The sequence below is a fragment of the Laceyella sacchari genome (assembly GCF_024927925.1).
Taxonomy (GTDB): Bacteria; Bacillota; Bacilli; order Thermoactinomycetales; family Thermoactinomycetaceae; genus Laceyella; species Laceyella sacchari.
Genome location: NZ_CP103866.1, coordinates 2800126 through 2813259 on the forward strand (window position 1 = coordinate 2800126; position 13134 = coordinate 2813259).

General features: G+C 50.8%; 15 protein-coding genes and 1 riboswitch. Of the genes, 3 read left to right on the top strand and 12 right to left on the bottom strand.

The genetic code is table 11. The features are described from left to right. Positions 1-9 precede the first annotated feature (9 nt). The 7 genes from NYR52_RS13730 to NYR52_RS13760 all read right to left on the bottom strand — a co-directional run bounded on the left by NYR52_RS13730 (position 10) and on the right by NYR52_RS13760 (position 5342). A complete protein-coding gene (locus NYR52_RS13730; protein ID WP_022737011.1) occupies positions 10-459 on the bottom strand; it encodes a TlpA family protein disulfide reductase in 450 nt (149 codons plus the stop codon). Between the two features lie 74 nt (positions 460-533). Continuing rightward, positions 534-1073, bottom strand: a complete 540-nt coding sequence (locus tag NYR52_RS13735) for a peroxiredoxin (protein WP_022737012.1) — start codon at positions 1071-1073, stop codon at positions 534-536. A gap of 478 nt (positions 1074-1551) precedes the next feature. Next, positions 1552-1908 carry an arsenate reductase family protein gene (locus NYR52_RS13740; protein ID WP_022737013.1) on the bottom strand — a complete coding sequence of 119 codons (357 nt, stop codon included), beginning with the start codon at positions 1906-1908 and terminating at the stop codon, positions 1552-1554. A gap of 48 nt (positions 1909-1956) precedes the next feature. Further along, on the bottom strand, positions 1957-2544 hold the full coding sequence (locus NYR52_RS13745) for a cob(I)yrinic acid a,c-diamide adenosyltransferase (RefSeq protein ID WP_132221087.1): 588 nt from the start codon (positions 2542-2544) through the stop codon (positions 1957-1959). Further along, positions 2541-3356, bottom strand: a complete 816-nt coding sequence (locus NYR52_RS13750) for a heme ABC transporter ATP-binding protein (protein WP_132221089.1) — start codon at positions 3354-3356, stop codon at positions 2541-2543. The genes NYR52_RS13745 and NYR52_RS13750 overlap by 4 nt, the downstream gene beginning before the upstream one ends. Before the next feature lie 10 nt (positions 3357-3366). Beyond that, the gene (locus NYR52_RS13755; protein WP_259435837.1) at positions 3367-4395 is read right to left on the bottom strand and encodes a FecCD family ABC transporter permease; all 1029 of its coding nucleotides are present in this window, start codon (positions 4393-4395) and stop codon (positions 3367-3369) included. Then, positions 4392-5342, bottom strand: coding sequence for an ABC transporter substrate-binding protein (locus NYR52_RS13760; RefSeq protein ID WP_132221093.1), 951 nt, complete (start codon positions 5340-5342; stop codon positions 4392-4394). Before NYR52_RS13760 ends, NYR52_RS13755 begins: the two co-directional genes overlap by 4 nt. A 139-nt stretch (positions 5343-5481) precedes the next feature. After that, positions 5482-5678, bottom strand: a riboswitch (cobalamin riboswitch). Positions 5679-5768: 90 nt separating this feature from the next. Here NYR52_RS13760 and NYR52_RS13765 point away from each other — a divergent pair. Further along, positions 5769-6623 (top strand): alpha/beta hydrolase family protein, encoded by an 855-nt coding sequence (locus NYR52_RS13765; RefSeq protein ID WP_132221095.1) that lies wholly within the window; start codon positions 5769-5771, stop codon positions 6621-6623. 140 nt (positions 6624-6763) lie between these two features. Continuing rightward, positions 6764-7090: a metal-sensitive transcriptional regulator gene (locus NYR52_RS13770; protein ID WP_022737019.1), complete on the top strand. Its 327-nt coding sequence runs from the start codon at positions 6764-6766 to the stop codon at positions 7088-7090. 344 nt (positions 7091-7434) lie between these two features. Here the strand turns inward: NYR52_RS13770 and NYR52_RS13775 are convergent, their stop codons facing one another. The 3 genes from NYR52_RS13775 to NYR52_RS13785 all read right to left on the bottom strand — a co-directional run bounded on the left by NYR52_RS13775 (position 7435) and on the right by NYR52_RS13785 (position 10252). Further along, positions 7435-8949, bottom strand: coding sequence for a class I adenylate-forming enzyme family protein (locus NYR52_RS13775; RefSeq protein ID WP_259435838.1), 1515 nt, complete (start codon positions 8947-8949; stop codon positions 7435-7437). A gap of 215 nt (positions 8950-9164) precedes the next feature. Next, positions 9165-10040 (bottom strand): SDH family Clp fold serine proteinase, encoded by an 876-nt coding sequence (locus tag NYR52_RS13780; protein WP_259435839.1) that lies wholly within the window; start codon positions 10038-10040, stop codon positions 9165-9167. Positions 10041-10069: 29 nt separating this feature from the next. Then, a complete protein-coding gene (locus NYR52_RS13785) occupies positions 10070-10252 on the bottom strand; it encodes a hypothetical protein (RefSeq protein ID WP_145958369.1) in 183 nt (60 codons plus the stop codon). A 363-nt stretch (positions 10253-10615) separates the two neighbouring features. Between NYR52_RS13785 and NYR52_RS13790 the strand changes: the two genes are divergently transcribed. Beyond that, entirely contained in the window at positions 10616-11410 is a 795-nt protein-coding gene (locus NYR52_RS13790) for a DUF2797 domain-containing protein (RefSeq protein ID WP_259435840.1), read from the top strand. A gap of 95 nt (positions 11411-11505) precedes the next feature. Here the strand turns inward: NYR52_RS13790 and NYR52_RS13795 are convergent, their stop codons facing one another. Together NYR52_RS13795 and NYR52_RS13800 are read right to left on the bottom strand one after the other, a co-directional pair. Continuing rightward, positions 11506-12066, bottom strand: a complete 561-nt coding sequence (locus NYR52_RS13795) for a glycerol-3-phosphate acyltransferase (RefSeq protein WP_132221103.1) — start codon at positions 12064-12066, stop codon at positions 11506-11508. 15 nt (positions 12067-12081) lie between these two features. After that, positions 12082-13119 carry a YkvI family membrane protein gene (locus NYR52_RS13800; RefSeq protein ID WP_158283271.1) on the bottom strand — a complete coding sequence of 346 codons (1038 nt, stop codon included), beginning with the start codon at positions 13117-13119 and terminating at the stop codon, positions 12082-12084. Between the last annotated feature and the right edge of the window lie 15 nt (positions 13120-13134).

Consider the following 13134-nt stretch of genomic DNA (forward strand, 5'->3'; position numbering starts at 1 on the left):
CTCCGGATCTTAAGCTTCTGTTTCAGCCAGCACCCGTTCCAGCGGACGTTTCAGCATCGAGAGCGCTTTCTCGCCGGCTGAACGGTGACGCAGCAGGCCGTTTGCATCGAATAAGTAAAATGCAGGCACAAATTCGTTTTCGAACGCATCCACCACACGATGTTCGTTGTCGATGCCTTGTGGATGTTTCAGTTCGTATTTTACTATGGTTTCTTTCACCGCGTCCACATCTGTATCTTTCTCCGAGCGCGGCATATGAATCCCAACCAGTTTCAGCTTGGGGATTTCCTCCCGCATTTTATTGAGTTCAGGCAAACTTTCTTTGCACATGTGGCAACTGATCGACCAAAAATGAACGAGCACAGGGCTTCCTTTCAATTCTTCCTTGGTCACCTCTTGATTGACCCATTCCGTCACACCATTGATTTCAGGCATTTCTGTGCGTAATCGAAGCGCCATGTTCTCCATCCTCCTGTCATATATGGAAAGAAAGGACCTAACGCGACGGACGTTAGGCCCTCTACTCACTTATCTTAAAGCGTTTTTTGCCCCGGTTTCCAGTTGGCCGGGCACAAGCCGCCGGTTTGCAGAGCTTGCAGTACGCGCAGCGTTTCATCCACGTCACGACCGATGTTGTTGTCGTTTACCACTTGGTAACGCAAAATGCCGTCCGGATCGATGATGAACAAACCGCGCAGGGCAATGCCTTCCTCCTCAATCAGCACACCGTAGTCACGGCTTACTTTATGAGTGGTGTCAGCAGCCAAGGGGAAGTTGATGTCACCCAAACCGTTTTCGCTACGAGGCGTATTGATCCAAGCACGGTGGGAGTATTTGCTGTCGGTGCTCACTCCGAGGATCTCTGCATCAAGATCTTGAAACTCTTCATAACGGTCAGACAAAGCTGTAATCTCGGTTGGGCAGACAAATGTAAAATCAAGTGGGTAGAAGAACAGAACCAGCCATTTTCCTTTGTAATCGGAAAGAGAAACTTTCTCGTCCAATGTTTCCAGATTTTTGGTGCTCTCCATTTCAAAATCTGGAGCTGGCAACCCTACAAGACGTTGAGCCACTTGAACAACCTCCTCAAGTTATGAAACTAGCCATTACTATTTCATGCCACATTCTTTACCTTGCCCATCATAGAAGGGTCTTAAAACAGTAGGTGGCAATGCTTGGCACATATTTAACATACCATGCCCCTAGATTATAGTCAATACTATTTTATAGTAATTATAAAGTAATAATATTTATCGATTGTCCGCTTTGCTTCCCAACTATTTATTTCCTTTCCTTACCGATTTATCCTGCAATTGCGCCTGGAGAAAGGGCTAAAGAGCCGGGCTATGGCTACCGCTATGTCATCGAAACCGGCGCTTGTACTAACACTTGAGCAAGCTACCTGACTGGGGTGTAGCTGGAGCGCCGATACAAAAGGGAAGCGAATGTGGCCATCGTTACCTCCACATATGTCTTAATTTTTCGTCATCCCTTACACGAACAAACCGACCTCCCCACCTGTACAGAAGGGAAGGTCGGTCTGCTAGTTATTCACACCCACGTCTCTTTAAATTGCTCTTCCTTAAAGCCGACGGTCACTTTCTCCCCATCGGTGACGATCGGGCGCTTGATCAGCATCCCGTCGGAAGCAAGCAAGTCCAGCTTCTCATCGTCGCTCATCTCTTTTAATTTCTTCGACAAGCCCAACTCGCGGTACTTTTGGCCGCTGGTGTTAAAAAACTTTTGGATCGGCAGTCCACTTTTCTTAACCAAATCTGCCAACTCAGCTTTGGACGGCGGCGTTTCGACGATATGTTTCTCTGTCACCGCCACTCCGTGTTCCTCAAAAAACTTTTTCGCTTTGCGGCACGTTCCGCATTTGGGATACCAATACATCACTAACGCCATACCCGTTTCCTCCTCACATCTCACTTTCGCGCACTCTGCAGTTTAACATCACGTTGTGCCCTGGTCCTTTTTCTCGTCTGTGTGAAACACCCGCACGCCACGCTTATATTCCACATCCGCCATTCCTGCCCGCACATTGGCCACCCGCGCCACAGTGAAGAAGAAGTCCGACAACCGGTTCAGATAACGCCGCACTTCGACGTTTGTTTCTTGCTCCCGGCACAAGCTGACAACCAGCCGTTCTGCCCGGCGCGTCAACACGCGGCATACATGCAAAGCGGCCGACAACGGGGAGCCCCCGGGCAAAATAAATCGTTCCAGTGGTGGGCATTCCTGCTCATACCGATCAATCAATGCCTCCAACCGGGTCACCATCTCCGCTGTCACCATATAGCGACGATTTTTACCCGCTTGAGCCAAGTCTCCCCCGGCATCAAACAATTCATGCTGGATTTCGGTCAAATCTTGGAGCAAATCGGCATGGATTGCCGGGTCCAACCTGACGATTGCCTCACCGACAAACGCATTTACCTCATCCACCGTACCATACGCTTCCACGCGGATATCATCTTTCGACACACGTCCGCCAATGACTCCTGTCTTGCCTTCATCACCCGTCCGGGTATAGATTTTCATCGTTCGCGCTCCTCCCCGCTCTCCTGTGCTTGCATCGCAGTCAATAACACTTGCGGAACCCCGAGCAACGGATGTTCCACCACAATGGGAGACATGCCATAAACCGCTTCGACCATCTCCGGCTCAATCACCTCGTGCGGAGTACCCTGGCGCACGATTCGTCCCTGCTTCAACACCAGCAGGCGGTCACAATATTGCGCGGCCAGATTTAAATCGTGCAAGACCATAATCACGGTCAACCCGCATGACGCCTGCCACTGTTTAATCCAATTCAACAAGGCGAACTGGTATTTCAGATCGAGATAGGCCGTGGGCTCATCCAGCACGAGCAACACCGGCTCCTGTGCCAGCGCCCGTGCTAAGGACACCCGTTGTTTCTCGCCCCCGCTAAGGCCTGCAAAAATCCGCTCGGCCAAATGCTGGCTATCGGTCTGACGCAACACATCAGCCACGATACGCTCATCCCGTTCCCCGAGCCACGGCCAGTGTCCCAGATGGGGATGCCGCCCCATCTCCACTATTCCTTTGACAGTGAAATAGATTTCCCCTACCTCTTCTTGGGCCAAAACCGCAATTTGCCGCGCCCGCTCCTTGGCTCCCATCTCCGCCAATGGCCGGTCTCGCAGCCACACCTGTCCGGAGTCAGCTTTTTTCTCCCCCACCAAGCACGAAAGGAGGGTGCTTTTGCCGCTTCCATTGGGGCCAATGATGCCGACCATCTCCCCCGATGCCACTTCTAAACTGATTTCATGGAGCACCCAGCGACCACCCAAGCGCTTGCCAAGCCCTTCCGCCCGCAATAACACGATCATCCCTCCTCTCTTAGCCATGCCATTTATGTTGGTGCTTGCGCAGTATCACCGCAAAAAATGGAGCTCCCACAAATGCAGTGATGACACCCAACGGCAATTCGCGCGGCTCCAGAACCACCCGGGCCAACGCATCCGCCCAAATGAGGAAGATGGCCCCCGCCAGCAGGGAGAGTGGAATCAGCGTCCGATGATCCCCTCCGGTCAGCATCCGCATGATATGGGGGATCACCAGCCCAACAAATCCAATCATTCCCGCCACTGAAACCGCCGCACCTGTCATCAGCGACGCGAGCAAAATCAATCCCAAACGAACTTGACTGACAGACAGTCCCAAATGCGTGGCCGAACGATCGCCCAGTGCAAACAAATTCAACTCCCTGCTGAACAACCAACACAGCACAAAACCACCAACGCAAAACGGCAAAACTGCTTCTACATGTTGCCACTCACGGAGCGCCAAACTCCCCATCAACCAAAATTGAATCCGGTTGAGCTCTTCCGGGGACAGCGAGATGATCAAGGTGAGTACCGCGCCGAAAAACGCCTGCACCACGACCCCCGCCAAAATCAGCGAAGTCACCTGAAGATGCTTTCTAATCTGCGCCAAGCGCAACACCAGCAATACAGAGATTGCGGCTCCGAAAAATGCTGCCAGCGGCAACGACCAACTGCCCAACAAGGACAGCCCCCATCCCGTGATCACAATGAGCGCGCTGCCAACCGCCGCTCCAGACGAAACCCCCAAAACATAAGGATCAGCCAGCGGGTTGCGCAAAATCCCTTGAAACACGGTGCCGGCAACAGCCAGCGTTCCACCGATCAACGCAACCAAAATCACCCGTGGCAACCGCAATTCCCATATGATCACCGCATCCGGCTCCATGCTTGCGCCATTTCCTGTTAAAACATGATCGACAATCACCCGCCAGACTGTGCCGATTCCGATCTCCGCGCTTCCCACCGACACGGCGGCGGCCAACGAAAAAAGAAGGCAGAGGAACAATCCTCCGCCCCAAACTAACGCTTGCCCCTTACTCACCTCTGTTCACCGAATCTTTCAGGGTAAAATTGCTCGGCCATTTCCTTCACCCCTTGGAAGATCCGCGGACCGGGGCGGTTGGTCAGATTCGGGTCAACCACATAGACGCGTTTCCCTTTGACGGCATTCACCGTCGACCAGCCTTGGCGTTTCAGGATTTGGTCTGTGCTTCCATAAGAAGAAATGATAATATCAGGATTCCATTTGACCACTTGTTCGGCCGACACTTGGGGCCATCCTTTCAACCCGGCCGCCACATTCTCACCACCTGCGGTTGTGACCAATTCATTCATAAATGTGTCACCGCCGACAGTGTACAGTGTCGGGTCCAACTCCACAAACACTTTCACCCGCTGATCCTTGGGTACATTGACCACTTTGCCGTAAATGTCGCGATGCTCTTTCTGCATTTTGGCGATCAACAAGTCTGCTTCGCGCGCCGTATTGGTCGCTGTGGCGATGATTGCAATCGAACGGTAAATGTCTTTAAAACTCTTAGCGTCCAATACCAAAACAGGAATGCCCAGTTTTTTCAACTGCTCCAGCGTCGCTTTGTCATTGGCGCCGTTGGCCAGCACCAAATCCGGTTTCAAGCTGACCACTTTCTCCACATTGATCTTAAAGTCGCCCACTTTGGGCAATTTCTTCACTGCGGCCGGATAATCGTCATTAGTCGTAACACCGACCATTTTTTGATCAAGGCCAAGTGCATAAGCGATTTCCGTGTTGCTGGGCATCAGTGAAACAATGCGTTTGGGCTCTTGCTTGATAGTCACCTTGTTGCCCGCTTGGTCGGCCACCTCTACCGGATATTTCACCGCTGCCGGTTTCACTGGCGTGTTGAGGCGTCCCTCCGTCCCACCGGATGGCGCGCAACCCACTGCACCAAGCACCAGCAACAGACTCAGGCACAGCAGTCCCCATCGTTTTTTCCACTTCACACTCATGTCTTCCGCTCCTTTCTTGATGCACACATAAAAACCTGTGCTTCCTTTGAGGGCACAGGCTGGAGAAAGGCATGCGAAACAACGCGGGACACTGACCCGCCACGCACGCGGTTCTCCTTAACCCACGAAGGAGAACGCAAGTGGACGTATGGAAAAGGCAGGTCTCCTGGCTTAGGGTTCATCGTCCAACTGCGCCTTCCCATCGACGAAGCGACAGTGGCCAGCATACGCTTGCAGTTTTCCTCTCCCTTCACAGTGGCGGGACCGCGCCGGATTCGCACCGGTCTTCCCTCTTCGCTCTCTTATATAAGAAAGACCTTTTCCCCTATTCACTTCGTTCGTTATCATTATAATGGAAAGGGAAACCCGTTGCAATTTTGCAAATTCAGGCATCTTATCTCATTCGACCATCACAGGAGGAATGTTATGAACCGCATATCATTTGCGCTCGACCTGGGCAAAGAAGAACGCGTCATCCGCGGAGACTTGTTTCTGCCGGAAGACACCGGTCGACCCGCTCCTACCGTACTCGTCTGTCACGGATTTAAAGGGTTCAAAGATTGGGGCTTTTTTCCTGAGTTGGGGCAAAAACTGGCGGAAGCCGGATTGGCGGCCATCACGTTCAACTTCTCCATGAATGGCGTTGGCAAAGACCTCGAGCATTTCACTGAGTTGGATAAATTCTCACGAAACACCTTTAGCCGCGAACAGGAGGATTTGGTCCGCCTTGTGCAAGCGTTGCGGCAAGGAGAGATCCCACAGGCAACACGATGCGACCTGACGCGATTGGGCATCATGGGCCACAGCCGTGGCGGCGGCAATAGTTTGCTGTACGCATTGGACCATTCCGAAGAGGTGAAAGCGGCTGTCGTCTGGAACAGTATTCACCGCGTTGACTTTTTCCAACCTGAACTGCTGGAAGAATTGCGAAACAAAGGCATTACCCATGTCATGAATGCCCGGACTGGTCAACGCTTGCCGATTCGGCGCGAAGTCTTGGATGACATTGAAGCGAACCGCGACCGTTTTAATCTTTTGGGACGATTGCCTCAACTCACCCAACCGCTGTTGCTGGTGCAAGGAGGACAAGACCTGCCCGGCTTATATGAAGGAGCCGTGCGGATGGCTGAAGCCGCACCACAAGCAACACTGCATGTGATCCCAGAAGCTAACCACACCATGGGCGCTGTACATCCGTTTGCCGGGGTGACTCCCGCGCTGGAAGAAGCAATCCGGGTCACCGCCGAATTCTTCACGCAGCAATTGGAAAAACAAGGATGAGTTGGGATTACCAAGTCCGCAAAATTGCGCTTGCCAAGCAGGACGGGTAGACTAATATATAGGAAGGGCCATGGACTCACCGCCGTGAACAAGTCAAGGAGACGGCCCAACGGCTTAACTACAGGAAGCGGGTGATATGAATGGAACCGCGTCAATCGGAAGAGCATCCCGCCTGTGCCAACCCAACCGAACGGAAAAGCCATCATTCCGAGAAAGTGAAAACCAACCTTACTTCCCGCCTAAACCGGATCGAAGGACAAGTGCGCGGGATCAAAAAAATGATTGAAAATGATACGTATTGCGATGATGTGCTTAATCAGATCTCCGCTGTACAATCTGCATTGAACAGTGTCGGCAAAATCCTCTTGGAAGGGCATTTGCGCAGTTGCGTCACGGAACGTCTCCAAGAAGGAGACACAGAAGTGATTGAGGAACTGCTCACCACCGTAAAAAAACTGATGAAATGAACGAAGCGGCTTGCGCTAAAAGAAGCAAGCCGCTTTCGTTTGTTGACACAGCTCTTTTATTGACAAACTCCAATCTAGACAAAGCACTACCGTTTTAACTTTTGCATTCAGTTCTCCACTTGATTAAAGCTCCAGTAACAATGCTTTTCCCAAAACGATCTGCAATATTAAATCAACTCCCTAACATACTCATTTCATTAAAATCAGCTTTCTCATCACCAGCCAGGATTTTCCTGGATTTTTATATACTTACAAAATTGATTTAAAATAGTTATAAATGTTAGGTGATATATCCTTCAACAAACAACAAACCGCCCTCCCGCGAGGACGGTTTGCTTTCCCCATTATAAACGGCGTAACACCTGTTCTTTTAATCGATGCTTCATTACTTTGCCCAAACCGTTTTTGGGCAACTGCTCCACAAACATCACTTCCGGCACTTTGTAAGCCGCCAACCGCTCGCGGCACAGATGAATCACCTCTTCTGCTGCAAGCGCGCTACCCGATTTTTTAATAATGCATGCGCATAGCGCTTCTCCCATCACTTCATGCGGAACGCCAATTACCGCCACTTCTAACACATCTGGCAACTGATGGATCACTTCTTCGATTTCATCGGGGTACACATTGTCCCCACCATACACGATCACATCTTTATAGCGGCTCGATATATACAAAAAGCCTTCTTCGTCCACATAACCAGCATCGCCCGTATGAAACCAACCATCGCGCAACACCTTGGCCGTTGCCTCTGGATTGCGCCAATACCCTTGGAACAGATATGGACTTCTGACCACGACCTCCCCAATCTCACCCGGCGGCAACGGCGCGCCTGTTTCGGGATCGGCAATTTTCAATTCCACGCCCGGGGCCAGTTTGCCGACTGAATCAGCTTTGTTCAGACCCATGGTCGGATTCCACCCGCTGATGGCCCATGCTTCCGTGCTACCATAACCTTGCCCCATCACCAACCCCAGTTGGCAATACTCTTTGATAAGCGAAGCGGGCACATGTGTCCCACCGGAGGAGAGAAAGCGCAAGGAAGACAAATCCCGGTGTCCATGCTTCAACTCCTCCAGCATGTAGCGGTATACCGCCGGAAACGCGAACATAACGTTGATCTTCTCCCGCTCGATCGTATCCAAGATGGCAACCGGACGATCATCGGCCAAAAATACCATGGTAACGCCATGCTTAACATTGCTGACCATCATCATGGTGCTACTCATGTGAAACAACGGATGCACGGCCAAAAACTTTATTCCCGGTGGAAAGTTCTGCCGAATCTGTTCGGCGCTAAAGTAAGCGTCCACTCCCTTATGTGCAATCATGCAGCCTTTAGGCAAACCCGTCGTTCCCGACGTGAACAGCATAAAAGCGAGATCATCATCAGCCGGCTGAACCTCAGGCGGTTCCGTAACCGGATACTCCGTGAACACTGCCGCAAAACTCTCCACCAACGACAAACCTTTACCCACGGGTAACACATGCGGCACGGTGGCTTTTTCTTTCACAAATTGCAACGCATCTGCATACTCTTCATCATAAAATAAAACCTTTGGTTCAGCGCTCTCCATAATGTTAGACAGTTCATATGCCGTCAATCGCCAATTCAAGGGGATCACCACCGCACCCACCCGAATGGCGGCAAACAGGATTGTTGGAAAAGGATGATGGTTTTTGCACAAGATGCCAATCCGATCCCCTTTTTCCACACCCAGTTCGAGCAAGTAGTGCGCCAATTGGTTAACCCGCTCATAAAATTGCCGATAGGTAAACCGTTCTGCTCCTCCGACTACTGCTTCTACTTCCGGTGTGAGCTCAGCACGTTCCCTTAAGTATGATTGAATGGTTCCCATCGCCCATGTTCCCCCTTTATCTAATCTACTCCCTGTTCTATTTTAATAAATGAACCTGTGTATGTATATTTTAGATTACCGAAATAAATACAAAACAAAAAGACCGGCCCAGAAAGCTCCGGTCTTTTATGCGATAGGGGTTATGGCGTATTCACATGCGTGTGCATCTCCACCTCACTATAACATAAAACTCTCATTATAAAAATGTATTTTCATTAAAACATCACTGAAGAGCTGGTACTTTCAAAAATTTTGATCGCCGTTTTCTCTCGCATGTAAACAAGGTACCTCGTGTACAAACGCCAAATGGCCTGCCACACTTCATCATTGTACGGCATGTAAGTGATCTTCAGCCCGATCGCCATGGCTTCTTGGTAATTGATCACCGACCCATGATTAGGGTACTTTTCGATGTTGGTCAGTGTTTCGGCGATTCGCTTAGCGGCGAGCGGGTTGTTTTTGTACATGGACCGGGACAGCCACTTGACGGCTAAACGTTTTGAATGTTCAATCGATTTATAACAAAAATCGATCAGGGCGGCATCAACGCCTTGCAAAAACGGTAGATACGCCGCATTGAGAGGTTGTCCGGCCGCATGCTCCCGCTTGATCATTTCCAGTCCGTTCAAAAAAGCTTGAGCCGGTCGATACTGATACCCAAAAGCCGTGGGTATGGAAATCTGCGGATCGATCGGCCCCAATTCCGAAGTGTTGCTCATCACGATCTCATCACCGGCGAGGCTGATCAACGTCGCTGCGCTTTTCGCCGCTTGCGGCACAATCACGCGCAAATGACTCGTCTTGGACAACAACGTATGCACCAGCGTCTCCGCCGCATTCGGGTCCCCGCCCGGACTTTCAATAAGCAAATCCACATTGCAATCATCTTCCAAAGAAGCTACAATCTCATGAAATGGCGCAATATCCTCCCGGGTGATGGCACTTTCCGGATGTGTGATATTCGCAATGTACACCAACAGCCTGCGCCCCGTCACCGTCTCGATCTCTTTGATCAGCTCCTGCCGCTCATAGCGATCGCGATGGATAGCATGGAACAAAGGCGTTTGCTTCGGCATATGAAGTTGACTCATAGATTGGTAGTCTCCTTCACTTCGATAATCTATTCCCCTCTAAAAGGTCTGCCATATAACTTCTCCTTACTGGGCTTAATCCCCAGCACTTCCATGTCCTTCTTCAGCTTCTGTACGGACTTGGCGAACATCTCGTACTCGTTCTCTTGGTTGTTATGGCGTTTGGACAACAGCTCATCTCTGGCTGCCAACAGGGCGTGAAACATCATCATCTACCCTCCTTACCTCGTGAGCAACACTAATTACATTATACTATATGCACACCATATCCAAAAGATACAGACAGTTGACATGGAGGTGTAGCATAAACTTTTCCTTTCAGCGCCATATCCGGGATAAAGCGAACCTCCCTCACAATGGATCAAACAAAGTGTCACAAAAAAATGAATATTTCATTCTATCATTTCTTCCAAGTTTCTCCAACCTTGCACCTCCCAATGACCTTCTGCTAGACTTGATGAATGATAGAATCAAACCTGTCGCAATTTCTGAATACCTTCACTCGATAAATAGCACATTCCAATGCGACGGCCACATTTTTCACTACAGATGAAAGGCACAAAGGAGACATTCCCTTGAAACATATCGGATTTTTGCAAGCACTGGAACACGAGCCGGCTGATCCGATCGAATATCAGTTGCGGCTCGACGATGAGAAGATCGCCCTCAACGAACTGTTGGGGCAATCGATTGAGCTCTCCTTCTTGGACGAGCTTCAATGCATTTACTGCGGGCGCATAACCAAAAAGTTTTACGGCAAAAACAATTCCTGCTATCCTTGTTACCGCGATCTGCCTGAAAACGACTTGTGCATCGTCAAGCCGGAGTTGTGCCACTATCATCAAGGCACTTGCCGAGATGCAACTTTTGGCGAACTTCATTGCCTGCAACCCCACATTGTTTATCTGGCTTTGAGCAGTAACGTCAAGGTCGGCATCACCCGCAAAACCAACATGATGAAGCGCTGGATCGACCAGGGCGCTTCACAAGCTGTGGCGATCATGGAAGTACCCAGCCGCAAGGACGCTGGAGACATCGAGATTATCCTCGCCCAATACGTCAAAGACAAAACAAATTGGCGCAAAATGTTAAAGAACGAAATCGCCGATTGCGACTTGCTCGCCATCCGGGAAGATCTTATCACCAAGTTGCCCGAACCTTATCATGCTTATCTTATTCCCGATCCTGAAATTGTTCCGCTCACTTATCCATCCTTGTCCACTTTGGAGAAAATCACTCCTCTCAGCTTGGATAAACAAGCAACCATCAGCGGCAAACTGATCGGGGTGAAAGCGCAATATCTCATTTTGGACACGGGTGTCTTTCAAGTGCGCAAGCATGCCGGGTACAAAGTGGCATTCGCGGTGTAAACCAATCATCGGCACCAAGCCATGTTTTACAAGCGAAAAAGAAGCCGTTCGTTCGGCTTCTTTTTTTGTTCATATAAACGCTCTCCTTGTCTCCCTCACCACCGCTTGCGCCATGGCGGTTTCTTATATTTAGAGTGGTTGCGCGGCGTTTTTCCCCACCATCGCGACAAGATCACCACACACAACACCAACACGATCAACCACACCATCACATGCGTCGCCAGCACCATCCCAAACAAGAACAACGCGGCCCCTGTCAACAGTGTCGCCACAACCAAGCTTCGCATCAACAACAACGCCAATATGAAGATCAGCACTCCCACCACGACCAAAATGGGGCTTAAGATCAACAGCGCGCCCGCCGCCACGCCTAAGCCGGTTCCGCCACGGAAATCGAGAAAACAAGAATACACACTGCCTACCACGACCAAGATCGCCGCCAGATAAGCACCCACCCAGCCCAATAGCGCAATTCCGAGCAAAGTGGCTGCCATCCCTTTCACCAGATCGATCACCAAAAGCAGAAACGCCTCTTTGAGGGGAAGTTGCGTATATCCCACCCCATGTTGTTCTGAATGGGAGCGGGACAATGCCCACCAATGGCAAGGCAAAGCCCCTATCACATAAGCTAAGCCCAAGACGAGTAACCAAGTCATGTCCGCTTTCCTCCCCTATCCCGCCGGCATCCGACGAAAGACCATGAAGCCGAGCACGACCAAGCCGCAATAGCCAAACAGGGGATACAGATAATGTACCAACGTGGGAAAGCCGATCAAGGAAAACACATACCCCATCCCAAATATCAACAACATGATCAGCGGCTTGCGCAATGGCACCACCTGACTCAGATTGGCAGCCAGTCCGTAGACATTGCCGATGAGCGATGTGAAAATCTCTGCCCACATCATCGCCAAAAAGAAAAATTTCACGCCTACGCCAAGTGTGCTAATCACATGGCCCATGGGGATATCCAACCGCGACACTTCCTGCCAGTGCAACTGCAACGCCAGATTGCAAGCAAACAGCATAATCCCTAACCCAATCCCACCGATCCAGCCCCCCAACTTGATCGTCCGCTCATCGGCGATTTCCGCCCCTAGCGGCACCAACACCGCCTGCGTCAACACCAGGTTGAACGACACATATACCAAGGCCGACGGCAACCAGTGGGCGTACCGGGGCTCGGGAATCAGCGAAGCCACAGATGCCAGCTCACCCGCCTGCCACGCATGAGATGCCACCATCACGATAAACAAAAACATGACTGGTACCACCAACGAATTGACCGACAACACTCCATCGATCCCTCGCAAGATAAAAAAAAAGGAAAAAGCCACCGTAAAAATCACGCCAGCATGGAACGACAACCCCAACTGCTCTTCAAACAGCGAACCCGTCCCCGACATCATCGCCGCCGTGACTCCCAGCAACATCACACTGATCATTGCCGCCATCATCGGTCCCCAGCGCTCTCCAAATAAATAGTGGTTAAAATCTTCATACGACCGCGCCTGCAACCGACATCCCAATAGCATCATCCGTGTCCCCAACCAGGCAAACAACACCGCGGCCACAAATACACCCCAGACGCCCCGCTCCCCGAACAACGTGAAAAACTGCATGATCTCCTGCCCAGAAGCAAAGCCCGCGCCCACCACTGTCCCAATATAAGTAAAGCCGATGCGACTGGCGAGCACCCACCGCTCCATCCCCAACACACGTCC

Bases quoted from the DNA above. Each gene is read 5' to 3' on its own strand.
- NYR52_RS13795 (WP_132221103.1), bottom strand. From the start codon at position 12,066: ATGACTTGGTTACTCGTCTTGGGCTTAGCTTATGTGATAGGGGCTTTG.
- NYR52_RS13760 (WP_132221093.1), bottom strand. From the start codon at position 5,342: ATGAGTGTGAAGTGGAAAAAACGATGGGGACTGCTGTGCCTGAGTCTG.
- NYR52_RS13765 (WP_132221095.1), top strand. From the start codon at position 5,769: ATGAACCGCATATCATTTGCGCTCGACCTGGGCAAAGAAGAACGCGTC.
- NYR52_RS13785 (WP_145958369.1), bottom strand. From the start codon at position 10,252: ATGATGATGTTTCACGCCCTGTTGGCAGCCAGAGATGAGCTGTTGTCC.
- NYR52_RS13770 (WP_022737019.1), top strand. From the start codon at position 6,764: ATGGAACCGCGTCAATCGGAAGAGCATCCCGCCTGTGCCAACCCAACC.
- NYR52_RS13750 (WP_132221089.1), bottom strand. From the start codon at position 3,356: ATGATCGTGTTATTGCGGGCGGAAGGGCTTGGCAAGCGCTTGGGTGGT.
- NYR52_RS13730 (WP_022737011.1), bottom strand. From the start codon at position 459: ATGGCGCTTCGATTACGCACAGAAATGCCTGAAATCAATGGTGTGACG.
- NYR52_RS13780 (WP_259435839.1), bottom strand. From the start codon at position 10,040: ATGAGTCAACTTCATATGCCGAAGCAAACGCCTTTGTTCCATGCTATC.
- NYR52_RS13775 (WP_259435838.1), bottom strand. From the start codon at position 8,949: ATGGGAACCATTCAATCATACTTAAGGGAACGTGCTGAGCTCACACCG.
- NYR52_RS13740 (WP_022737013.1), bottom strand. From the start codon at position 1,908: ATGGCGTTAGTGATGTATTGGTATCCCAAATGCGGAACGTGCCGCAAA.
- NYR52_RS13745 (WP_132221087.1), bottom strand. From the start codon at position 2,544: ATGAAAATCTATACCCGGACGGGTGATGAAGGCAAGACAGGAGTCATT.
- NYR52_RS13800 (WP_158283271.1), bottom strand. From the start codon at position 13,119: ATGGAGCGGTGGGTGCTCGCCAGTCGCATCGGCTTTACTTATATTGGG.